Raw genomic sequence first — 22,082 nt, 5'->3', positions numbered from 1 at the left:
GGCATTTATTATGGAAGTCAGCATCACGGGTTGGAAGGATGTCGCCAGAGACGACGCTGTTTTGTATCGCCATAGGAACATCATGCACTGCAGATGGTATCAGCAGAATTGATATAGAAAGTAATTGCGAAATGGCCCCGCAGGTTCCGCCGGGTCAAATCGCAGCTTGCAGCAGACGCCGATTATTCCTTGATATCTTTGATTTTTCTTTTGACGATCTTCTCTTTGTCTTTTGGGAAGTCTGCTTTGAGGTAAACTGATTTCGTGAAGAGCTTCTGAACTACACCTTCCATTTCCTTGCCTGCGAAGGTGAACTTCACCTTATCACCTGGTTTCAAGCCGCACCTCCGGATTTCTCAGCCGATTTTTCAGATTTGGATGTCTCGGGCTTTGGTGTCTCTGATTTCGATGTGTCACTTTTTGAAGAATCTGTCTTTGCCTCTGTCTTTTCTTCCTTAGTGGCGCCGCCCTTGCTGCCGTTTCCGGCAGAAGTTCCACCGCCGTGCTTGTAATCAGTCACGTACCAGCCGGTCCCCTTCAACTGAAACGAACATTGCGAGATGAGCCGGTGGACCCGCCCTTCGCAGAACTTGCATTTTGTGATGGGTTCATCGGTAATTTTCTGAAAGATCTCAAATTGTTTCCCACATTTGCTGCATTCATACTCGTAAATAGGCATGTACTAACCTCCCGCCGGGCACTAAGCCATTATTATAACCCCATTGAGCCGCTCCGGTCAAGGACTCCGGGTCTACGCTAGCGTATCATATCTTGTGTCAGAGAAGAAGAAAGGGTACCTTCCTTAGAAAGAACGACCAAATTCTTTAATAAGGAGGAGGTACCCCGTGGAACGACAGATTGTTATCAAGAATCTACCAGAGGCGTTGCAGGTGGTCAAGGAAATGAATCTTGCATCTCAGGAAGAGTGGACGGGTGAGTACCGGGATGCAGCGCGGAACACGATCGCCACGGTACTGAAGCAGCAGATGGACCGGCAGGTGGCCGGCCATCTTTCCTGGGCCTACCAGAAAGGGATCCCGGACAGGAAGAACGGGAGCTACGTGCGCCACGTGCTCACCGAGCTCGGGAACGTTATCCTTGCTATCCCCAGGACCCGCCACTTCAGCCCCCGGGGCATCATAGCCGCCTATGCACGGCGGGTCCGGGAGATCGACCATCTCATCCTCGCCTGCTTCCTTCTGGGCCTTTCCACCCGGAAGGTCGGCGTTTCCCTTCTTTCGCTCCTCGGGGAAAAGGTGAGTCCTCAGACCGTGAGCAGGGTGGCGACGACCCTTGACGGTGCAGTCCGGGCCTTTCATCTCCGGCGTATCACGGGCAAGTTCCGGGCCCTTATCCTGGACGGGATCATCATCAAGAGAAAGACCGGAGCAGGCACCCTTACGCGTCCGGTCCTCGTGGCGTTAGGCATCCGCCCTGACGGCAAAAAGGAGGTCATTGACTTTTATCTTGCGAAAGCTGAGAGCGGAGCCGCATGGAATCGCTTTCTCACCGACCTCACCAACCGGGGACTTGCCGCACCTGAGGTCATCTGCGCGGACGGCGGCGAGGGCCTGATCTCCATTCTCCCCGAGGTCTTCCCTCACATCCCCCTGCAGCGGTGCTGGGCGCACAAGATGCGCAACATCCTCGACAAGGTGCCGAAGAAAAAACAGAAGGCCGTCAAGAGAGGCTTGCAGAAGATCTACAGCGCGAAGAACCTGCGTGAGGCGCAGCGTGCTGCAGCGCGTTGGACCAAATCATGGATCGAGAAGTATCCGAAGGCTGTCAAGTGCTTGAGGGACGATCTTGAAGATCTGCTCACCTGTTTTCAGTTTGACGACCCGGAGTTCAGAAAGGCGATCCGGACGACCAATGCCATCGAGCGGCGGTTCCGGGAGGTGCGGAGGAGAACACGGCCTATGGGCGTATTCAGCAACAGAACCAGTGTTGAGAGGATCCTCTATGCTGTACTGATGTACGAGAATATAAATCAGGGAGTGTACCCGGTCTTCGTGCTGACACAAAACACTTGACATTAGCGGGTATACTGTGGGTCAAGGGGCAAAAGCGGACCGCGCGGCAGAGAGAAGCCCGCGCACGCGACTCAACAACTCAGCTGTTCAACTGGAGTACGAGCAAAACTATTGATGCGGTAATGGTCCCATGGTATAGAAAAGAAACATCACACCGGGCGGAAGGAGAAACCGTATGACAGCACCAAGAATACTGATCATCCTTGGCAGCGACAGTGACCTCCCCATCATAGAAGATGGGCTCAACTTCTTGAAAACCATGGACGTTGCCTATGCGCTCGATATTTCCTCTGCCCACCGCCATCCGGAAAAGACCGTAACTCTCGCACAGAAAGCGAGAGGGCAGGGGATAGAAGTAATTATTGCCGCCGCGGGACTTGCGGCACACCTTCCGGGAGTGATTGCCTCCCACACCACATTGCCGGTAATAGGCATCCCGCTCAAAGGGGAAGCGCTGAACGGGCTTGATTCGCTCCTTTCCATAGTCCAGATGCCCAAGGGGGTGCCGGTTGCGACCGTAGGGGTCAATTCTTCACGCAATGCCTGCATTCTGGCCTGTGAAATACTCTCGATAAAATACCCGCAGATCAGCAGGAAAATGGAGCTGCTCAAAGAAACCATGAGAAACGAGGTGGAACAGAAGTCGCGAAAGATTGCACATCACACTGCCAAAGTCGAGTCACCAAAACGCCCGCAAGCGGGTACCGGGCGAGGGTCACGAAAGATCAAATAACCGGATGAGTCTGCCTTTTGACTTTGAGAATCTCTTCTGATACGTTTGTCTCATGTTGAACAGCATTTCTGATGTGCAAGGCATTCTTGTCGGCCACGCGTCAGATTACAAAGGCTGCACCGGCTGCACTGTCGTGCTCTGCGAAAAGGGCGCGGTCGGCGGTATCGATATACGGGGCGGAGCATCGGGCACGCGTCAGGTTGATGCCCTCGCTATCAACCATGTGGTTGAAGAGGTCCACGCGATACTGCTCTGCGGCGGGTCAAGCTTCGGGCTGGATGCTGCGAGCGGCGTCATGCAGTTCCTCGAAGAGAAAGGCATCGGTTTCGATGTGGGCGTGGCGCGGGTGCCCATTGTTCCGACCGCGGTCATTTTCGATCTCGGCTTCGGTGAATACAAGGCACGGCCGACCCGCGAGAGTGGCTACGAAGCGTGCTTGAACGCGTCGGACCAGGTGGACGAGGGAAGCGCAGGTTGCGGTGTCGGTGCCACCGTCGGTAAACTCTTCGGGATCCATTGCGCCATGAAGGGCGGTGTGGGAACGGCGAGTGTTGCCATGCCCGATGGCCTCATCGTGGGAGCCCTTGTTGTAGTTAACGCGTTCGGCGACATCCTGGACAACCTCACAGGCAAGATCATAGCAGGCGTGAGAAAGAAACAGGAGAGTCTCCAGTTCGCCGGCACCGTTGATTCGTTAAAGCGGGGCTATGTAAGAAAGCAGTTCGGCCTTGAAAATACGACGCTCGCTGTTGTTGCGACCAACGGAGCATTCCACAAAAGAGAGATCACGAAAGTAGCACAGATCGCTCAGGGCGGACTGATAAAGACGGTCAGCCCCGTGCACACGACGTTTGACGGCGACCTTGTGTTCGCGCTCTCAATGGGAAGCGTGGACGCAGACGTCAACAGGGTAGGTATCCTTAGTGAATTCGTGGTGGCAGAAGCCATCAAGAGGGCAGTGAGAAAAGCTGACGGATTGGGCAAACTTCCGGCGGCCAAAGATGTGGCTAAGGCTCGTAAATAGTTGTTTTCCGCGCCAGGCAAAGAAGAGCCTTAGCCTCGAAAGCGAGTGAGGGTATGGACAAGTATCGTGAAGTGGCTGACCTGATCAAGGAAAGAGGTTATGTGGTTGCTTTCACAGGATCGGGCATCTCGGTAGACAGCGGAATCCCTACCTTCCGGGGTGGGCAGGGACTGTGGGAGAAATATGACCCGATGGAGTATGCGCATATAGATGCATTTCGACGCAATCCAGAGAAGGTATGGAATATGCTCCGGGAGATGGCGGGTGTGATCTTTGCGGCAAGGCCGTCTGCGGCCCATGTCGCGCTCGGCGAGTTAGAGAAAATGGGCTTCCTCAAGGCCATCATCACGCAGAACGTGGATGGGCTTCATCAGACAGCAGGTAACAGCACGGTTATCGAATACCACGGAAATCACAGGCGGCTCATCTGCGTTGGTTGCTCGGCAAAGATCGACTTTACTGAAGTGGAAGCACGCGTTCTCCCGTATCCTATATGCGATCGTTGCTTTGCACCTTTAAAACCGGATGTCGTCTTTTTTGGCGAGCCCATACCCATGCTCGATATGATACGGGCAAACGAAGAAGCGCGAAAGTGCAAGCTCATGTTTGTCATGGGTACCTCCGGCGTTGTCTATCCCGCAGCGGACTTGCCGCATCTTGCTCACTCCAGCGGGGCCAAGATCGTGGAAATCAACATGGAGGAGACACCATTCACCTCCTCTATATCTCATTTTTTCTTCAAAGAGAGCGCATCGGAAGTGTTGCCGAAAATCATGGAGTATGTCAGGGCCTAGCGTGCTCGATGCATGGCTCGGCGAGAAGCATAGTCTTTACAACAAGGACTCGTCGTTCAAGTGCGATGACACTTGTCCGAGGTACGGGTGCCGCGGTGACCTGCTTGTCGATGCGAGCCTTTTTGAAATTTATGCTCTGGCAAAATATCTCCAACGCCCTGTAGCAGAAACCTTCAAGCGCTATTTTTCTCTGGCGCCTTTTGTGGAGCATGGGTTTGACAGAGTGAGAGTGCGCTTTGCTTTGAGTAAACCATGCCCTTTTCTGAATGAGAAAGGTTACTGCACCGTCTATGAGAAGAGGCCCGCTGCGTGTGCGCTTTTTCCGGAGTACCTGAGCATCGCTGGTACGATCGATTCGTATGTTGAATTCCCCTGCGTCAGTTACGCTGGCGATGTACCCGAGTCGAGGAAGGATGCTTTGAAGAATCTTTTCTCCATGCACAGCAAAGAGATGTATGCGGGAGAGATTTATCTTTTCGGCTGCGCAGGTTACACTGTGGATATCAGAGAGGAAATAGCTTGCCGACGGGGCAATGCAGCGGGTGATGAGGTTTCCTTTGGCATTCAGAGAGAGGCCTTGCAAGCCGCTCTGAACAGGAATGGACGCTTGCGCCGGATACATGAGAAGACTGAATCGCTGGATGCGCCGGGAGGGATCGAGCAATTGTTTCTCGGCATGAAGATTGTAGACGCACTGAAGCTGTAGTAGTCTGAATGTACTCTAAAGGTTCTGCAGAGGTGCCTATGGAACACGTATTTTGCGTTATCATGGCGGGTGGCAAAGGGGAGCGCTTCTGGCCGCTGAGCACCAGCACGACCCCTAAGCCGTTCTTGAATCTGATGGGAGACAAGACGATGATCCAGATGGCACTTGAGCGGGTACGCCATCTGGTCCCCGAAGAGAGAACATTTGTTGTCCTGGGAGAGGACCAGCTGGAGGTCGCGAAGAAACAGCTTCGGCAACTACCCGACGAACACTTCATTGTTGAGCCTGCAGGCCGGGATACGGCTCCGTGTATAGGGTTTACTGCAATGGCCTTGCGCACGATCGACCCGGAAGCCCTGATGGTGGTGATGCCCGCAGACCACTACATACCCGACGAGGACGCCTTCGTAAAAACGCTCTTCCAGGCTGTTGAATGTGCGCGCAGCGGGGAACATCTCGTCACGATCGGTATCAAGCCGACGCGACCTGAAACAGGCTACGGCTACATATACGCCGCGGAAGAGATGAAGGAGGATTACGGCCCGTCTTGTTTTCAGGTCAAACGATATGTGGAGAAACCTGACGCGGCCAGGGCCGTCGCCTACCTGGCGGAGGGACACTACTACTGGAATAGCGGCATTTTCGCCTGGAAAGCAGACACAGTTTTACAGGGAATCGAATGCCACATGCCCGACCTCTACGAGGGGCTCGTAGAAATCGACGAGGCGATTCTTGTCAATGAAGATGAGAAGATCGGATCGATCTTCAGGGGTTTCGAAGCTATCTCGATCGATTACGGTCTTATGGAAAAGGCCGACAATGTGATTATGGTAAAAGCGAACTTCGGCTGGGATGACGTGGGGACCTGGGGTTCCCTGCTCCGGATTTCTGAAGTGGACCGGAACGGAAATTACACGAAAGGCGAGCCGGTCTGCATTGACACGGAGGACTGCGTCGTATACGGCGACGGTATTGCGGTAGGCACTATTGGTGTGTCACACCTCATTGTGGTGGCGTCGAAGGATGGGGTGCTTGTCTGCGACATAAACCGGGATCAGGAAGCGAGAAAGATCGCCAAGCTGCTTGGGTCAGGAAGTTAAGAAGGAGTCCTGGATGATCAGCCGCGTCTGCGCTGCGACGCTTCACGGAATCGATGCCATCAAGGTTGATGTGGAAGTTGACATATCACCGGGTCTGCCCTCCTTCAGTATTGTAGGTCTTCCTGAAACGTCCGTGAAAGAGAGCAAAGAGCGGGTGCGGGCCGCAATCAAGAATGCAGGCTTCGAGTTTCCCAATGACCGGATCACGGTTAACCTTGCTCCCGCGGATGTGCGGAAAGAGGGCTCGTCCTTTGATTTGCCGATAGCGCTCGGGATACTTACGTCGACCGGGATCGTCCGTCAGAGCGCCCTCGATGGTTTCCTGATGAATGGCGAGCTCTCGCTCGACGGCACCATCAAGCCAATCAGGGGCGCGCTCTCGGTGGCCTTGCTTGCCAGGAGGGAAAAGCTGGAGAGTGTTGTCGTGCCTCTCGAAAACGGACCCGAAGCGGCCGTAGTCAGGGGCGCCCGTGTGCAAGGGGTTGGTCATCTTCTCGAACTCGTGCATTTCCTGAAAGGTGAGCGCGAGCTCGTTCGCTTCCAATCGCAGGAGATGAGCGAAAAGACCCATGGAAGCGCTGAGGGGCTCAATTTTTCTGACATAAAAGGGCAAGCCCAGGCTAAACGAGCCTTAGAGATCGCGGCAAGCGGTGCACACAACGTGCTCATGATCGGTCCCCCGGGATCAGGCAAAACCATGCTTGCCAGGAGGCTGCCGACAATACTGCCTCCTCTCACGCATGACGAGGCGGTAGAGACGACAAGGGTCCACAGTATAGCGGGGCTCACCAGTAAAGACGTGTACCTCGTAACGGAAAAGCCTTTCCGTTCCCCCCACCACACCATATCCGATGCAGGTTTGATCGGCGGAGGCCATGTGCCGAAACCTGGAGAGATAAGCCTTGCCCACAATGGTGTGCTTTTTCTCGATGAGTTCCCTGAGTTCAAGAGGAATGTGCTTGATGCGTTGCGACAGCCCCTCGAGGACGGCAGCGTGGTGATCTCGAGGGTAACGCACGCCATTGCATTTCCTTCACGCTTCATGCTGGTTGCGGCAATGAACCCGTGCCCGTGCGGCTACTTCGGGGATGCCAGGCGCGCATGCATCTGTACCGGTGCGCAGATACACAGGTACCGCTCGCGGATTTCGGGACCACTCCTTGACAGAATTGATATCCAGATAGAGGTCCCGCCCGTCACCATCAGAGAGCTCTCCATGGAATCGGATGAAGAGACGTCGGAGTTGATGCGGGAACGGGTGATCGCTGCCCGCGCCATACAGCAGATGCGTTTCACGGGCAAGCCCATCTACGCAAACGCTCAGATGCCCACCCGCTCGATCAAGAAATTCTGCGCCGCAGGTAATTCGGCAAGAGAACTGCTCGAAAGAGCGGTCGAGAAGTTCGCTCTCTCTCCGAGGGCGTATCATCGCATCCTCAAAGTCTCCCGAACAATAGCAGATCTCGATGGGAAAGAGCAGGTAGAGGAATCTCACGTGGCAGAAGCCATCCAGTACCGCGTGCTGGATAAGAGAGTAATGTTCTAACTGTCTTGACTCAGCAGATTTGAAAATTCTTTTGAACACGGCCGTTGTTATACGCAGCGAGTACCCCCGTTGCCTGGCCTACCTCCGTTCCTGCTACGTGGTCCCGTTTGTGGGGATTTTTCGAGAAGAATTCCCTTGGTTTGTTGCTATCAAATGTCGGGCGGTCTTATTCTACGCCCGGATGAAACACGTCCTTGCTGCATGTGATCTCCATTGATTTATTCTTCACTCTTCTCTATAGTACGCGTTATGGTTCCCGAGCAGACGAGGACGTCCCGCATGGCATTTTTTATTGTCTGCTGGTTTGGCATGCTGTTCTATTTTGCCCAGAGATGGATCTTCGGACCCTTGATACCCTCGCTCATGCAGGCATTCGGGGCTGACAGCACAACGCTGGGCCTAATCGGGTCTGCCTCTATGTGGGGGTACATGTTCATACCGATCGTGGCCGGCTCGATCTCTGACCGTTTCGGAAGAAAACACGCTATTCTCCTTGGCATATTCGGATTTTCTGGCCTTAGCGTGCTTTCTGGCTGTGTTCACAGCACGACTCATCTTTTCTGGACCCGCTTCTTCACGGGTACGCTGGAGGCATTTTACTTTGTGCCGCTCACGGCCTTCACACTGGAACTCTTCCCGGAAAGGCCCGCGTTCTTCATAGGCATCCTGACTTCCGGTGCTGCACTAGGTTGGTTCGTCGGCCCGGCCCTCGCCGGATGGTTGTTGGATGCCACGGGTACCTGGCGGAGCGCGTTCCTTGTTGTCGGATCAGCAGGGTTACTTGTCGCTTTTCTCCAGTGGTGGTTTTGGCCAAAAGTAGGACACGAAAAGCACAGCGGCCTATTCTTTAATAAAGGCATTCTTCTCCCCCGAAACATGCTCATGCTCTTTTTTCTTGGCCTCGTGCTCACGTTCCAGATGGCCGCTGAGTTCGGTTTCTCTATGTGGTTTCCCGTGTATCTTCGCACCGAGGTGATGATGACCGCAACGGGTGCGGGCTTACTTGCCGGTTTCTTCGGGATCGGGCAGGCGGTGGGACGACCGATCACGGGCATCGTCTCGGACCGGGTAGGGTACAGGCGCACGGGTATGGCGGCGAGCGTGCTGATGGGAGTGTTCTTCATGCTCACCATGTGGACGTTTAACACGCCCCTGAGATTCCTCTTCACGCTCGTTGCGGGCTTTGTGGGGACTGCGGCGACCGCCGGCGTCTGGACCTTTACGGGCCTCGCGTTTGCTTCCTTCAAAGGGCTGGCTCTGGGCATTGTCGTCACCCTCGCCTACTGTGTCTCATCGTTCTCGCCCATCGCGATGGGTTACATCGGAGGGCAGTACTCGATCGCGACTGCTCTCTGGACAGTCTCAGTGCCCTGTGCCTTTGCGGCTGGTGCTTGCGTAATGCCTACCTTATTGCTCAAACGAACCGAAACGTCTCGACAATAGACGCGAAGGCAATCACCGCATCAAATCGAGCTACTTAAACCTAAATGCAGACAGCGATGGGCGGATATAACTTTGTAGAAGTGGAACTCTATGAAAAAGACAGGGCCACGCGCTCATCTAGGTCCAGGCCGTAATGGTCAAAGGCTATCTCCTCTAGAGGCAAAAGATGTGCTGTGGGTAAGCGATCCGCTAATCCGTCCTCGACGACTCTCCCTGATTGTCAATTCCTTCCGTGTTTAGAGACACCAGTTGTGACGCTGCAAGGATCTGCAATACCGATGAAAGACAGGACGGCTCATCAAGCGTAAAACCATCACAGAACTGGATTGGTAGCCCTGTAACAGCGTTACGCAGTCATCATCTCACGGTCAGCTTGTGCCCGGTGAAATAGAGGATAGCGATAACAAGAATAACGCATACTATGGCGAGGATGGCGATCTCGACACCGTCACCGCCGACCCTCAGGTCATCCAGTTTCTGGGCTATTGCGTGGACCTGCTGGTCAGTCAGCTGGGCGAGTCTGCTGGTTATCTCCTCCGTGCTGTAGCCAAGGTCGTGCAGCCGCTGACGAATCAGTTTGTTTTCAAGCGCTGTCTGAATATTCTCCAGATCAGTCACTCTCACTGAGGGACCGAGTATAAAGGCTTCAGACGGGGAAAATGCTGCCTCAACGCGAGGAACCATCCCGATAATAAGAAGCGCCATTGCCAGATAGCACACCAGTGCCCTCTTAACCATACTGCACCTCCTTGACAGTGCCAAATGCTTCAAGCGTATACAACATAGGGTTGAGAGCTCCAGATTGCAAGGCAATGAGATCAGTCCGACAGGGCCTCAGCGCAGTCCCTCACCTCCGTGACCGTCAACAGCGTCACTCCCTGCCGTCTTCCTTACGAACCGGTATGTCTCTCCGACCGCCAGAAGCATCGGTAGAACGCCTGCAAAAATGAAGATGAGGTCGGCCGGCATCCGAAGCCATTCGATCATCCGTGTGGTCGGTTGGTTCAGAAACTCGGGGCCCCTCGCGTGCCAATACCCGTAAGTGAGCACGTCCCGGAGCTGCAGAACGCCTCCCGGGAAAAGGTTGAGGATGACCATGAGCGCAAGGCCGACATTCAAACCCCAGAAGGAAAACCGCACGTAGCTCTCCACACGCTTCCAGTAGCTGTCGGAGAGCACCTGCCTCATCGCAAAGACGGTGAAGGATAGGGCTAGCATGCCGAACACGCCCATCATCGCCGCATGGCCGTGGTTGGGAGTGAGTATTGTCCCTACCTCGAAGTAGCTGACGATGGGCAGATTGATCAGGAAGCCGAATATGCCCGCGCCGACAAAATTCCAGACCCCGACCGCCATCATGAAGTAGAAGGTCCATTTGTGGGGCACGGAGATTTCCTGCCCGCACACGTCGCAGCGTCCCTTGGTTAACCGTATGAAGTCCCAGGCATCAAGGGTCAGAAGCGTCAAGGGAATCACCTCCATGGCAGAAAAGAGCGCCGCGAGCGCCATGGTAACGTTTGACTGCCCGGTCCAGTACCAGTGGTGCCCCGTGCCGATGATGCCGCTCCCGAGGAAGAGGATCGCATCGAGGTAGATGACGCGGGTCGCCGTCTGGCGGCTTACCATGCCCAGTTTGTAGAAGAGCACGGCTACCATGGTGGTGACGAAGAGCTCGAAGAAGCCCTCGACCCACAAGTGAATGATCCAGAAACGCCAGTTATCCACGACCGTCAAATGGGTAGTACTAGTAAAGAAGAGTGCCGGCAGATAGAACAGAGGGATCGCCAACGCGGAGCAGAGAAAGAGCCAGACGATCTCACGATCTGTGCCTTCTCTCTTTGCTGAACCAGCCGCTCTGACGAGCAGTACGAACCAGATCAGCAGTCCGGCGGCCAGCAGCAACTGAAAGCCTCTACCGAGGTCAAGGTACTCCCAGCCCTGGTGACCGAACCAGAACCATAGTTTCCCGAGAAGCTGGCGAATACCGAACATCTCACCGAAGAGGCTGCCGAAGATCACGATTGCCAGCGCTACAAAAAGGAAGTTGATCCCGGTCGTCTGCCGTTTTGGCTCCTTGCCTCCCAGCGTGCTTGCGAGAAAGAGCCCGCCCGCGACATATGCGGTTGCAATCCAGAAGATCGCGAGCTGGAGATGCCAGGTCCTGAGCAGATTCGTGGGAAAGATCGTTGTCAGATCGAAGCCGTAAAACGTGCCGGGCTCTGCCCGGTAGTGCGCGGTTGCGCCTCCCACAAACACCTGGGCGAGAAAGAGAAGGCCCATCACCATGAAGTATTTTATCGTTGCCCTCTGGCCCTCGGTGGCCCCGCCGGGAATCATAACCGGATGAATGTGCTCTGCTTTGCCTTTCCAACCCAGATAGTTAAACCTGCCAAAGGCGAAGAGAATGAGAGCCGTCCCGCCGAGGAGTGTTATGAGGCTGAGCGCGCTCCACAGAAAGGCGTCGCTTGTGGGCCGATTCCCCGCGAGGGGATCGTACGGGAAATTGTTCGTATACGAATAGGTCTTGCCGGGCCGGTTGGCGACAGAGGCCCAGGCGGTCCATGCGAAGAAGGCGGTGAGGTGCCTCAACTCCTCAGGATCGTGCACCTGCTTGTTCATCAGGCCCCGATTGGAAAGCGGGTCCGCAAAGTACATCCTCCACCTTTTGATCTGTTGCCCGTAGGACGCTTCCTCCGGGGGCGTGAATGTCAGCGCATGAGTCTCGGGATTGTAGCGATTCTGTTTGAGCATTCCAGAGGCTTCGGCGGTGACGCCAGCGCGCTCCAGAGACGAAAGCCGGGAAACGGGTCGGTTGAAGCGTTCCTGCGCGATGAACTCTGCTGCGTCAACCGCGAGACCATGCAGATACGTTGCGGAAAAATCAGGCCCGAGGTACGCGCCGTGTCCCCATATCGTGCCATTCTCCATGAGGCCGTGTTTCAGAAAGACCTGCTGACCGGCAAGGATGTCGGCACCGGTGAAGAGAACAGCCCCTGCGCCGTTGACTACTTTTTCGGGGATGGGAGGAGCGTCTTTATAGGATCTGACCGCAATCCAGATGAGCACTGAAAATCCCAGAATCAAAATGAGGAGGACGGCATTTCTCCAACGGGGAGAAAGTGTATCCGTCGCATGCTGTTCATCAGGCATGACACCCTCCTTGGACAGGTACGCTCTTTTGGGAACGGGCTACTAAGGCTATCGTTAATGTAGTTCTGCCGTGTGGCTTGTGCAAATAGAAGCGGTGTTATAGAGAAGTTACGTTCCTGTTCTGAATTCCGGTATCGGGTTTATTCCGTTGTTACCCAGAAAGAGGGGCTTCTGGATTGCAACGTGTCCGGCCCTCTCCAGGAACATAAGGTGGTAACCGCCGGGGTCGGGCAGTTCTACCACGTCGAACCAGTATTTACCGAGCGACTTCACGACTTCCACCGGCGCGTTGAAGGTAACGGGTTTCGTGATGTACGAGTTCTGCGGCTGGAGCGCTTTCTTCCTGCCTCTGACTCAAGACATCGAAGAGCCTTTTCATCTGTTCGTGATTCGAGCGAAGTCTGGCGAGGAGAACCTCCTCCTCAGGGTTGCCCGCTATGCGTTGCGACAGGACCTTTCCCGGAGATGCATGCATCAACTGTTTGGGAGGCCGCATTCATCTGCCTGGCCGCTAACACGACCGTGAGCGCGACGACCAGGGCGAGCCCGATCGTGATTGACCGCGTTCAGCCGAAACTTCGTCCTGCGAAAACGAGCCGCAAGACCAAGATAATAAAGAGGCTACTGGAACGAACAATAAAGTCTCATCGATTTATTTCGGCGTAAGCTTCATCTGTTCGAGCTCGGCTCGACCCAGAAGTCCGTAAGGGTTGGCGAGCGTCTCGATGATCTCAAAGTGATTGTAGCCCTCGGCGACGAGCAGCTGCACAGGTTTATGTGCCGCTTTCAAAGCGGCGGCGAAATCACGCGACTGGCGTTGGAACTCCGGCGTCTCGAACGTGCCGTGGGCAACGATTACGGGACAGTTCAGTTTGTCGAGATGGCGCTGAGTGCTCAAGGATTGCTCCATCTCATCAGTGAACTTGACGTACTTGCTGCGAGCCGAGAGTCGTACGGGTTTGAGGTCGAACATACCGCTGCAGCACAGCCCACCTTTCACGGTATCCGGAGGGAGGTCGAAATCCCTCTGCCAATCGGTGACGAGTATGACGCCTGCCAGGTGGCTACCTGACGAATGGCCTGAAACGTAGATGCGGCCGGGATCGCCGCCGAAGCTTTCGGCGTTGCGGTAGACCCAGGCAACTGCGCGACGTACCTGTTCTGCCATGGGCAGCAGGCTGTCCCCTGCATCCTGCACTGCGGTGAAATCAGGCACGACGTAATGGGCGCCCGCGTTCACGAAGAGTTCCGCCGGGAACGCATAATCCTTCGCAAAACCGCCGCGCCAGGCGCCGCCGTGGATGAAGACATGAACCGGCGCTTTGGGGTGCTTCGTCACGAATACGTCGAGCGCCTCGACCGGTGTAGGTCCATAGGCGTAGCGCCGCGGCTGACCGAGCCTAGCGCGGGTGGCATTACTGTTGGTGGCGTAGCGGCCGACGATCTGCTGCGCGTTCGGAGCGTACACGCTCTGGTCATACGCGTCGTCAAGTTCCTTCTGATCCATGTCGAGCCAGACGCGCGGTCCTTTTACGCGTGGCGCCTGCGGGGCTGCCTGCTCTGCAAGCGCCGCACCGGCCGTTGCGAGCATCATACCGGCTGTTCCGAGGAACGTCCGTCGTGAAAGCTCATTCCCGAGAAAATTTTTCCTTGCCGACATAGGTCACCTCCTAACTCTAATCTGTGCTGGAGTGTAACAGACACAACTCGGGCCGACAACTAAAATGTGATGGGCGACGTGCATCGCGCGTTGTTTCGCGTCCACGAGAGAGGGGACACGGTCACATCAGTGGTTTGGCTGTCTTCTTAACTGTTTCAGAAGAAAGAGGAGTCCGCTTGAGAGTGCAGTGAGGAGGCCAAGCAGAAAGATGCCCAGACGAAAGCTGACGAGATCTCCGGAGAGACCTATGAGCCAGGGGAAAACTGCCGAACCTGCCATCCCCAGCGTAATAATGAATCCTGTGGCGGGACCGCGGGATTCTACGTCGAACATTCTGGAGATCGCGACCAATGCTACCGGGAAGAGGCCTGTCGCGACGCTTGCCTGCATGAAGAGCAGCGGTTTGACCCAGGCGGTTGTGGCGAGGGCCAATAGCATCGTCATCCCGCCGGTGGCGAGAGCGAAAAAGAAAAGGGTCTTCCTGAGGTTGACCCGGTCGACAAAGAGACTGGCTCCCAACGCCACAGCTATACCTCCGAGCCGCGATAGCCCGAAGATGGCATTTCCCTGCTGTACACTCATGGAAAGCTCTTTTACGAGATAGAGCGGCATCACGTAGTAAAGGCCCAGCAGAGACCCTGAACTGAAGCCCCATGTTGTTCCCATGATCCAGAAGGCGCGGCTCCTGAAGATCTGAGGCTGAAAGAGCTTTGTGCCCGGCTGTATCTTTACGTCAGTAGTGGAGAAACCGAAGGCTACCGCACCCAATAGAAGCAGGATGGCAAAGATCATGAAGATACCGCGCCACGGAAGAAAGGAAAGAATAAAGAGGGCGACAAAAGGCGCTGCAAAGATGCTGACGGAACTCGCTGATTCGTGGAAAGCGATGACTTTCCCCCAAACCCCCTCAGAGTAGTAATTCGTAATGATAGGGATGATAGTTGGCAGATGCACACCCAGCGCAAAAGCAAGTAGAAAGGCGGCTGGAAAAAAAGCTCGAATCTGTCGATGAAGGGGATGATAGAAAGAACAACCCCCGACACGCTCATTGACAGAAGAATGGTGCGCTTACGCCCAAGGCAGGTCGTCACAGGTCCTGCGAAGGAGAGAGCGAGCGCATAACCGAGTGTGACGAACGTAAATATACTTGCAGCCCTCGCATGGCTGACGTGGAACTCATCCTCGAGAAGGGGCAGGATAGGCGTGAAGACGAGTCTCCCATTGAAATTCATGAACCAGATAAACCAGAGGAAAAGAAGAAAGAGGAGACCTTTGCCTCTGAGCGATGTGAAGCGCGGCATAAGGTGATCAGTTTATCCCGGAACAGCGTAGATTGCACTTGACAAGAAACTGATCGTGCAGCTATTATCGTCTGCGCACGGGGTTTCCGGCAACTCCGACGCACCATTCAGGAAGGAGAAATAATGGAAGATCCGAAAGAAAGGCTGGTCACGTCAGTTTCTCACGCAGAGCTGGAAAGGAGATGGAAAGCCGCAAGAGAACTCATGCAGGAACGCAAGGTGGATTTCCTGGTGATGAGGCAGGACGAGGAATTCTACGGCGGCTATGTGCGGTGGTTCAGCGCAATTACACCCCGCCATAGCTATCCTTTCACGGTCATCTTCCCGGTTGATGACGAGATGACAACCATCAGCAGCGCACCTCCGAACGTAGGCAGGCCGCCGGAATGGTCCGTGTACGGCATCAAGAGTAGATTAGGGGCGCCGTACTATCCATCGATGCATTACACCAACAGCTATGACGCCGAGCTGGCGGTGAAGGTTCTCTCGGAGAGGAAGGCACCGACCATAGGATGGGTGGGGGTATCGTCGCTTCACGTAAACTTTTATCGATATGTGACAGAACACTGCCCTGGTGCCACATTCGTCGATATGACAGATCCTATAGATTACCTGAAAGCCATCAAGAGCCCTGAAGAAATCGAGCTGATCAAGGGCACAGCCGCGCTGCAGGACAAGGCGCTCGATTACGTGCGGCAGCGGATCAAGCCCGGCTTGAAAGACGTGGATCTTCACGCAGAGGCGGACTACATTTCCACCAAGCTCGGGTGCACCCGGCTCCAGGTGCTGATAAGCTCCTATCAGCAGGGGGATGCGCCCATGGGATTCATGGGCCGCCATTTCATGAACAGGACTTTGAAGAAAGGTGACCAGGTCGTCGTTCTCCTTGAGGGCAATGGACCGGGCGGTTATTACACGGAGATTGCGAGGGTTTTCTCGCTGGGACGGGAACCCGACCAGGAGACGAAGGATATGTTTGCACTTGCCGTTGAGACGCAGAAACTGAACCTGTCCTTTATGAAGCCCGGAGCCGATCCGAAGGAAATATGGGACGCCAGCAACGCGCACCTCGTGAAGATGGGCTCAGGTCCTGAAGGCAGGCTCTACGCGCATGGTGAGGGCTACGAGCTGGTGGAGAGGCCGGCCATACGCTATGACGAACCCATGAAGCTGCAGGCAGGGATGAACCTGGCCGTCCACCCTGTTGCAAAAAACAGCCGGGTCTGGATCACACTCTGTGACAATTATCTGATCACGGAGAACGGTGTGAGCGACTGTCTCCATAAGACCCCCAAGGAGATATTCGTCGTATGAAAGGCAGCGCTGAAGAGATGTACATACTTCTCGCGATGCCGGATGCTGAAGATTACCACAAGGATCTCCGGGAGAAATTCCCCGACTTGCAGATCCATGCCGTCACCAGCGAAGAAGGAATCAGGCCGCACGCGGACAAAGTGGATATCCTCATCACGCTTTACCGGGTTGCCGATGACATCCTGAAGCAGACGACCAATCTCAAATGGATTCAGGTCATCACGTCAGGCGTGAACTATCTCCTGAGCCGTCCTTCTCTCAGGAAGGATATCATCATTACTTCGGGCCGGGGCATTCACGGGCCGCAGGTGTCCGAGATGGCCATTCTTCTCATGCTCGCTTTGAACAGGAATTTTCCGGAGAACGTGAGAAACCAAGATAAGAGAGCCTGGGTCAGGTGGAAATCAAAGCTGCTCTATCAGAAGAACGTCGCCATTGTCGGCGTTGGCGTGATCGGGGAGCAGCTGGCCCGGAAGTGTAAAGCGTTCGGCATGACCGTGTATGGGATTGATATTGTGAAGAGGGATCTGGATTGCGTCGATTTCTTCTATGGCCCCGAGGACCTGCTCAACGTGGCGGGCGAGGTCGATTACCTCGTCCTGGTTGCACCTTCAACGCCCGAGACTCAGAAGATAGCGGGAAAACAGCTCCTCGCAAAGATGAAGCCGACCGCGTTCCTGCTTAACGTTGCGCGAGGAGAACTGGTAGATGATGCGGCGCTGATGGAGGCGCTCGATAGGGGGCAGATTGCAGGCGCGGCGCTGGATGCTCTGTCTACCGAGCCGTTGCCTGCGGACCATCCCTTGTGGCATGCGAAGAACCTGATCATCACACCGCATGTTGCAGGTGAGGCAGATATGTACCGCAAACAGATAATGCCTATCATCGAAGAGAATCTTCGAAAGTTCCTGAGTGGAGAGCGACGAAACCTGGTCAACTTTATAGAGCGCTAGCGACGAAGGAGGCAGTGCACGTGATGATATCCACCCGTTTATGCGTCTGGTCCTTTTTCTTGTGGTGGCTGGGATTCTTTACCATTGGTGTTGCCCTATTTGTTCCTGCCGCGGTCGATGCAGCGGGCTATCCGGACCACAACATACAGATTGTCATCCCCAATCCGGCCGGTGCGCAGACAGACATCACAGGAAGGTTGCTGGCGTCGGAAATGGAGAAGGTTGTCGGCGGGAAGATAATCCCCAACAATAAACCCGGAGCGTCGACGGTTCTCGGCACGGATGCGGTTGTCCGAGCAAAAAAAGACGGATACACGTTGCTGTACGGCGGTGCCTCTTCCATCGTCTATGTGCCGATTGCCAACCCGGACGTCGTCCACTATGATCCGGCCAGGGACCTGGAGTCTCTCGGGCTGCACTTCTTTCTTCCCCAGAGTATAACCGTCAGGTCCGATGCTCCATGGAAAAGCTTCCAGGAGTTCATCAGCTATGCAAAGGCGAACCCTGGAAAAGTTCGTGTAAGCACCACCGGTATAGGCTCATCACCACATTTTATATTGGAGATGATCCAATCCATGACCGGCACGCACTTCACCCATGTTCCTTTCGAAGGAGGGGAATCGGTAGTGACCGCAGTTCTCGGAGGACATGTGGAAGCCACCTGCGAAGCAGTCGCGAAGGTGAAGCCGCACGTGGAAGCGGGAAGGATGCGGATTCTCCTCATCACGAATAAGATGGCTGCTTTTCAGTCTGTTCCCACAATCACGGAACTGGGCTACAAACAGGATCTGCCACTGACGTGGTGGGGACTCTGGGCTCCGAGCGGGATTCCGGAGCAGGCGAGAAAGGTCCTGATTCCGGCGGTGGAGCAGGCGGTGAAGCTGACCAAATCCAGGATGGACCAGTTGGGAAATATTTGTGAATACAGATCGCCCGAGGAAGTCAGGAAGCTGAGGGAAGAGGAGTACAGGAAAGTCTACGAAATAGCAGTAAAGATAGGCATACGAAAAAACTAGCCGGAAATCGTTGAGCAGTATTTTCTTGACGACTCAACCGAAAGGGAGGACCAGACCATGAGAAAAGCTCTTTGGCTGACCGCTGTGGTGTTGATAGCGCTTAGTCCGCAGATCACGCTTGGCGCAGCGCCATTTTACGAAGGAAAGACTATACGCGTGACAGTCGGAGTCTCAGCGGGCGGCGGCTTCGATAACGAGGCGCGCATTCTTGCCCGGCATATGCCCAAGTACATCCCGGGCAAACCGACGATCATTGTTGAGAATATAACCGGGGCAGGTGGGTTGATTTGTGCTAATCAACTCTACAAGCTTGCGGCGCCTGATGGTCTGACCTTCAGTCACTTTAACGGCGGCTTTCTTTTCGCGCAGGTGCTGGAACAGCCGGGCATCGAGTTCGACGCTCGAAAATTCACCTATCTCGGCGCCGTCTCCATGGAGAACGCGGTCCTCTTTGTCACCAAGGCGAGCGGCATCACGAGCATAGAACAGTTCATGAGTTCAAAGACGCCGATTAAATTGGGTGGAACAGGAATTGGAGCGTATGCACCAGACGCGATCATCAAGATATGGAAAGCAGTCTCTGCGATGCCCGCACAGCTTATCGGCCCCTATAAGGGCGGAGCTGACGTAAGGCTTGCCTGTGAAAGCGGAGAACTCGCAGGCAGCGTTATTTCCTGGGATGCGATGAAATCAGCCTGGGGAAAACGTTTCGACAGCGGTGAAGCACGGGTCATCATGCAGGCAGTAGCTAAACCGCGGCCGGACCTTCCCAAAGTTCCCACGGATATGATGCTAGCCAAAACGGATGAGGGGCGGCAGTTGATCGATATCGGCGTCCATCTTAATAATGTTTTTGCGAGGCCTTTTGTCCTTGGGCCTGGCGTGCCCAAGGAACGTGCAGACCTCCTGAGAAGTGCGTTTCAGAAGACAATGGGCGATAAGGAGTTTGTCGATGAGATCCTGAAAGCAAAGCTTGGCGCGGATCCTGTCACCGGAGAAGAAGTGGAACAGGCGGTCCTTAATGCTTTTAAGACGCCGAAGCCGCTGGTGCAGAAGCTGAAGGAGATTTACTACAAGTGATGATGAAGCGCTCCTGTTCTTCCGCATCTTCGCATCTTCGCTTCATCGCTTGCTCGAGTTTTGGCCTATGCTCGAACTGATCAATTCATTCATTTCGGGCCTCACGCAGATCTTTGTCTGGTCAACCTTCGGCCTCATGCTGCTTGGCATCGCCATCGGTTTTGTGGTCGGCATTCTTCCAGGGTTGGGAGGGCCTGCGACGATTGCGTTGATGCTGCCCTTCATCGTTAAGATGCGGCCTGTGGAAGCCTTTGCCATTCTCCTTGGCATGGCTTCAGTGCTGGCAACGACGGGCGATATCACCTCGGTGCTTTTCGGTGTACCCGGCGAGCCGACAACCGCAGCCACCATCATCGACGGTCATGCCATGGCCAAGAAGGGACAGGCCGGCCGGGCGCTGGGTGCGGTATTGATGAGCTCGCTTGTGGGGGCAGTATTCGGCGCTTTTGTGCTCGCTCTTTTTATCCCTGTCGTTCGCCCCCTGGTCTTGACGTTCGGATCACCGGAACTCTTCATGCTCGCAATTCTCGGCCTTACGTTTATCGCCTCACTGAGCGGCGGTGCTTTGCTGAAGGCGCTCTTGGGCGCCGGGATCGGCCTTTTCCTCGCCACAGTGGGCATGGATCCGCAGTCCGGCATACAGCGCTTCACCTTCGGCCAGGTGTTTCTGTGGGACGGGGTAGGCCTGGTGCCCATCACAATGGGATTTTTTGCTATTCCGGAGATTATTGATCTTGGCATCCAGCGTTCCAGCATCGCGACCGGGCAGATAGAAAGGCTGGGCGGGGTCATGCAGGGAATAAGGGATACCTTCCGCCATTGGTGGCTCGTCATGCGCTGCAGCGCACTGGGCACTTTCTGCGCCATCATTCCCGGCATGGGTCCCTCTGTCTCCCAGTGGCTGGCCTACGCACAGGCGCTGCAGAGCTCCAAGGAGAAGGAACGATTCGGAAAGGGCGCAGTGGAGGGAGTGTTAGGACCCGGTGCTGCAAATAATTCCGCTATGGGTGGTAGTCTGATTACCACAGTTGCCTTTGGCGTTCCTGCCAGCGTGCTGATGGCGATTCTGATAGGCGCATTCCTCATCCAGGGCATAGTGCCCGGTCCTGACATGCTGATCCCTGAGGCGAAGGGCGGCCATCTGGGGCTTACCTTTTCTTTTGTATGGATCGTTGTCGTCTCCAATATCATTACGGTCGCCGTCTGCCTTCTGTTCCTGAACCAGCTGGTTAAAATCACGTACGTGCGCGGAAGCGTGGTCATTCCAATCATTCTCCTTCTTATCTATCTCGGTACCTTTGCGGAAAAGAATGCTTTCCCCGACCTGGTGCTCATGCTCTTTTTTGGTGTACTGGGGTGGATTATGCAGCGCCTCCATTGGCCGCGTCCACCGTTCATCCTTGGTCTGGTGCTCGGCAACCTGGCTGAGAGCAGGCTTTTTCTTTCAGTCAATAACTACGGCCTTGCCTGGCTTTCACGGCCTGCGGTCCTCGTGATCATGGCACTCACGCTTGCCGGAGCCTTTTATCCGCTGGTTAAGAGAATGCGGGAAAAGAGGGAGGAAAAAGAAGATGGGGCAGCTGTCTCGGGCCCGACTGCGCAGCAGAAGAAGCGTCTTCAGTTCAACTGGGCAAGTGCCTTCAGCCTCGCGCTGGTGCTCATTTTCGGCGCTGCCTTGTGGCAGAGCAGAACATTCAGTTTTACCGCCGGCTTCTTCCCGTGGGTGATAGGCTTCCCGGTATTTGTGTTTGCGATGATACAGTTACTGTTTGACCTCACAGGCCGCAAGGCTCGCAAGGGGCATGACGATGATATGGAGGAAGCAGGGGCAGATCTCCCGAAGCATGTGGTTAATCTCCGTACTGCTAATGTATTCATGTGGACGTTCGCCTGGTTCCTTTCGATCTGGCTTTTCGGCTTCACCATTGGCGCGCCGCTCTGCACGTTTATACAGCTTAAGATGGGTGAGCGTGAAGGTTGGCTGCTGACACTTCTTCTTACCGCAACCGCCTGGGCGTTCATCTATTTCGGATTCGACCTCCTTCTCCATGTTCCATTTCCAAAGGGTCAGCTTTTCATCTGGCTCAAAGGGTTTTCTTCAATCTAGTGTCGCAGCTGCAATCCTCGATTTGTGCTTGCAAAAATAGAGACTATATTCTACGCTTCGAATAGGGGGTGTCAACTGAGACTCGAACGTGTCCCGTGTGTCAACGTAAGAAAGAAAGCTAA

At 54.9% G+C, this 22,082-nt stretch carries 20 protein-coding genes and 1 pseudogene; 14 read left to right on the top strand and 7 right to left on the bottom strand.

Annotated elements, in window-relative coordinates; genetic code table 11:
- Positions 1 to 182: 182 nt before the first annotated feature.
- On the bottom strand, positions 183 to 338 hold the full coding sequence (locus VMT71_15215; protein ID HVN25321.1) for a hypothetical protein: 156 nt from the start codon (positions 336 to 338) through the stop codon (positions 183 to 185).
- Entirely contained in the window at positions 335 to 679 is a 345-nt protein-coding gene (locus VMT71_15210; GenBank protein ID HVN25320.1) for an FmdB family zinc ribbon protein, read from the bottom strand. Before VMT71_15210 ends, VMT71_15215 begins: the two co-directional genes overlap by 4 nt.
- 166 nt (positions 680 to 845) lie before the next feature.
- On the opposite strand from VMT71_15210, the gene VMT71_15205 reads away from it, so the two are divergent.
- The 8 genes from VMT71_15205 (at position 846) to VMT71_15170 (ending at position 9,379) form a co-directional block, all read left to right on the top strand.
- Complete coding sequence (locus VMT71_15205; GenBank protein ID HVN25319.1) at positions 846 to 2,033, top strand: IS256 family transposase; 1,188 nt, start codon at positions 846 to 848, stop codon at positions 2,031 to 2,033.
- Positions 2,034 to 2,208: 175 nt separating this feature from the next.
- A complete protein-coding gene (gene purE, locus VMT71_15200; protein ID HVN25318.1) occupies positions 2,209 to 2,766 on the top strand; it encodes a 5-(carboxyamino)imidazole ribonucleotide mutase in 558 nt (185 codons plus the stop codon).
- A 52-nt stretch (positions 2,767 to 2,818) separates the two neighbouring features.
- The gene (locus tag VMT71_15195; protein ID HVN25317.1) at positions 2,819 to 3,790 is read left to right on the top strand and encodes a P1 family peptidase; all 972 of its coding nucleotides are present in this window, start codon (positions 2,819 to 2,821) and stop codon (positions 3,788 to 3,790) included.
- A gap of 53 nt (positions 3,791 to 3,843) precedes the next feature.
- Positions 3,844 to 4,584, top strand: coding sequence for an NAD-dependent deacylase (locus VMT71_15190; GenBank protein HVN25316.1), 741 nt, complete (start codon positions 3,844 to 3,846; stop codon positions 4,582 to 4,584).
- Positions 4,571 to 5,290 carry a YkgJ family cysteine cluster protein gene (locus tag VMT71_15185; protein HVN25315.1) on the top strand — a complete coding sequence of 240 codons (720 nt, stop codon included), beginning with the start codon at positions 4,571 to 4,573 and terminating at the stop codon, positions 5,288 to 5,290. Before VMT71_15190 ends, VMT71_15185 begins: the two co-directional genes overlap by 14 nt.
- Before the next feature lie 38 nt (positions 5,291 to 5,328).
- Positions 5,329 to 6,390 (top strand): mannose-1-phosphate guanylyltransferase, encoded by a 1,062-nt coding sequence (locus tag VMT71_15180; GenBank protein HVN25314.1) that lies wholly within the window; start codon positions 5,329 to 5,331, stop codon positions 6,388 to 6,390.
- Positions 6,391 to 6,403: 13 nt separating this feature from the next.
- On the top strand, positions 6,404 to 7,936 hold the full coding sequence (locus tag VMT71_15175) for a YifB family Mg chelatase-like AAA ATPase (protein HVN25313.1): 1,533 nt from the start codon (positions 6,404 to 6,406) through the stop codon (positions 7,934 to 7,936).
- 279 nt (positions 7,937 to 8,215) lie between these two features.
- Positions 8,216 to 9,379: an MFS transporter gene (locus VMT71_15170; GenBank protein ID HVN25312.1), complete on the top strand. Its 1,164-nt coding sequence runs from the start codon at positions 8,216 to 8,218 to the stop codon at positions 9,377 to 9,379.
- Between the two features lie 357 nt (positions 9,380 to 9,736).
- Here VMT71_15170 and VMT71_15165 read toward each other — a convergent pair whose 3' ends face one another.
- From VMT71_15165 to VMT71_15145, 5 genes and pseudogenes are all read right to left on the bottom strand, one after another.
- Positions 9,737 to 10,117: a PA2779 family protein gene (locus VMT71_15165; GenBank protein ID HVN25311.1), complete on the bottom strand. Its 381-nt coding sequence runs from the start codon at positions 10,115 to 10,117 to the stop codon at positions 9,737 to 9,739.
- A 96-nt stretch (positions 10,118 to 10,213) separates the two neighbouring features.
- Positions 10,214 to 12,529, bottom strand: a complete 2,316-nt coding sequence (locus VMT71_15160; GenBank protein HVN25310.1) for a nitric-oxide reductase large subunit — start codon at positions 12,527 to 12,529, stop codon at positions 10,214 to 10,216.
- Between the two features lie 108 nt (positions 12,530 to 12,637).
- The gene (locus tag VMT71_15155; protein HVN25309.1) at positions 12,638 to 12,802 is read right to left on the bottom strand and encodes a hypothetical protein; all 165 of its coding nucleotides are present in this window, start codon (positions 12,800 to 12,802) and stop codon (positions 12,638 to 12,640) included.
- Positions 12,803 to 13,181: 379 nt separating this feature from the next.
- Positions 13,182 to 14,189 carry an alpha/beta hydrolase gene (locus VMT71_15150; protein ID HVN25308.1) on the bottom strand — a complete coding sequence of 336 codons (1,008 nt, stop codon included), beginning with the start codon at positions 14,187 to 14,189 and terminating at the stop codon, positions 13,182 to 13,184.
- A 126-nt stretch (positions 14,190 to 14,315) separates the two neighbouring features.
- Positions 14,316 to 15,421, bottom strand: a pseudogene (locus tag VMT71_15145) (MFS transporter).
- On the opposite strand from VMT71_15145, the gene VMT71_15140 reads away from it, so the two are divergent.
- From VMT71_15140 to VMT71_15115, 6 genes are all read left to right on the top strand, one after another.
- The gene (locus tag VMT71_15140; protein HVN25307.1) at positions 15,350 to 15,532 is read left to right on the top strand and encodes a hypothetical protein; all 183 of its coding nucleotides are present in this window, start codon (positions 15,350 to 15,352) and stop codon (positions 15,530 to 15,532) included. The pseudogene VMT71_15145 and the gene VMT71_15140 overlap by 72 nt on opposite strands.
- Positions 15,533 to 15,613: 81 nt before the next feature.
- Positions 15,614 to 16,804: a M24 family metallopeptidase gene (locus VMT71_15135; GenBank protein ID HVN25306.1), complete on the top strand. Its 1,191-nt coding sequence runs from the start codon at positions 15,614 to 15,616 to the stop codon at positions 16,802 to 16,804.
- On the top strand, positions 16,801 to 17,757 hold the full coding sequence (locus tag VMT71_15130; GenBank protein ID HVN25305.1) for a D-2-hydroxyacid dehydrogenase: 957 nt from the start codon (positions 16,801 to 16,803) through the stop codon (positions 17,755 to 17,757). The genes VMT71_15135 and VMT71_15130 overlap by 4 nt, the downstream gene beginning before the upstream one ends.
- A 23-nt stretch (positions 17,758 to 17,780) precedes the next feature.
- Positions 17,781 to 18,773, top strand: a complete 993-nt coding sequence (locus VMT71_15125) for a tripartite tricarboxylate transporter substrate binding protein (protein HVN25304.1) — start codon at positions 17,781 to 17,783, stop codon at positions 18,771 to 18,773.
- Positions 18,774 to 18,830: 57 nt separating this feature from the next.
- A complete protein-coding gene (locus tag VMT71_15120; protein ID HVN25303.1) occupies positions 18,831 to 19,853 on the top strand; it encodes a tripartite tricarboxylate transporter substrate-binding protein in 1,023 nt (340 codons plus the stop codon).
- Positions 19,854 to 19,920: 67 nt separating this feature from the next.
- On the top strand, positions 19,921 to 21,960 hold the full coding sequence (locus VMT71_15115) for a tripartite tricarboxylate transporter permease (protein HVN25302.1): 2,040 nt from the start codon (positions 19,921 to 19,923) through the stop codon (positions 21,958 to 21,960).
- Positions 21,961 to 22,082: the final 122 nt, after the last annotated feature.

This window comes from Syntrophorhabdales bacterium, assembly GCA_035541455.1.
Lineage (GTDB): Bacteria > Desulfobacterota > Syntrophorhabdia > Syntrophorhabdales > WCHB1-27 > JADGQN01.
This window is presented reverse-complemented; position numbering and strand designations above follow the sequence as displayed.

Coding starts and splice junctions, on each gene's coding strand:
- VMT71_15130 (HVN25305.1), top strand. CDS start 16,801: ATGAAAGGCAGCGCTGAAGAGATGTACATACTTCTCGCGATGCCGGAT.
- VMT71_15180 (HVN25314.1), top strand. CDS start 5,329: ATGGAACACGTATTTTGCGTTATCATGGCGGGTGGCAAAGGGGAGCGC.
- VMT71_15165 (HVN25311.1), bottom strand. CDS start 10,117: ATGGTTAAGAGGGCACTGGTGTGCTATCTGGCAATGGCGCTTCTTATT.
- VMT71_15175 (HVN25313.1), top strand. CDS start 6,404: ATGATCAGCCGCGTCTGCGCTGCGACGCTTCACGGAATCGATGCCATC.
- VMT71_15160 (HVN25310.1), bottom strand. CDS start 12,529: ATGCCTGATGAACAGCATGCGACGGATACACTTTCTCCCCGTTGGAGA.
- VMT71_15185 (HVN25315.1), top strand. CDS start 4,571: ATGTCAGGGCCTAGCGTGCTCGATGCATGGCTCGGCGAGAAGCATAGT.
- VMT71_15125 (HVN25304.1), top strand. CDS start 17,781: ATGATATCCACCCGTTTATGCGTCTGGTCCTTTTTCTTGTGGTGGCTG.
- purE (HVN25318.1), top strand. CDS start 2,209: ATGACAGCACCAAGAATACTGATCATCCTTGGCAGCGACAGTGACCTC.
- VMT71_15195 (HVN25317.1), top strand. CDS start 2,819: ATGTTGAACAGCATTTCTGATGTGCAAGGCATTCTTGTCGGCCACGCG.
- VMT71_15210 (HVN25320.1), bottom strand. CDS start 679: ATGCCTATTTACGAGTATGAATGCAGCAAATGTGGGAAACAATTTGAG.
- VMT71_15150 (HVN25308.1), bottom strand. CDS start 14,189: ATGTCGGCAAGGAAAAATTTTCTCGGGAATGAGCTTTCACGACGGACG.
- VMT71_15170 (HVN25312.1), top strand. CDS start 8,216: ATGGCATTTTTTATTGTCTGCTGGTTTGGCATGCTGTTCTATTTTGCC.
- VMT71_15115 (HVN25302.1), top strand. CDS start 19,921: ATGCTCGAACTGATCAATTCATTCATTTCGGGCCTCACGCAGATCTTT.
- VMT71_15190 (HVN25316.1), top strand. CDS start 3,844: ATGGACAAGTATCGTGAAGTGGCTGACCTGATCAAGGAAAGAGGTTAT.
- VMT71_15120 (HVN25303.1), top strand. CDS start 18,831: ATGAGAAAAGCTCTTTGGCTGACCGCTGTGGTGTTGATAGCGCTTAGT.
- VMT71_15140 (HVN25307.1), top strand. CDS start 15,350: ATGGCTGACGTGGAACTCATCCTCGAGAAGGGGCAGGATAGGCGTGAA.
- VMT71_15135 (HVN25306.1), top strand. CDS start 15,614: ATGGAAGATCCGAAAGAAAGGCTGGTCACGTCAGTTTCTCACGCAGAG.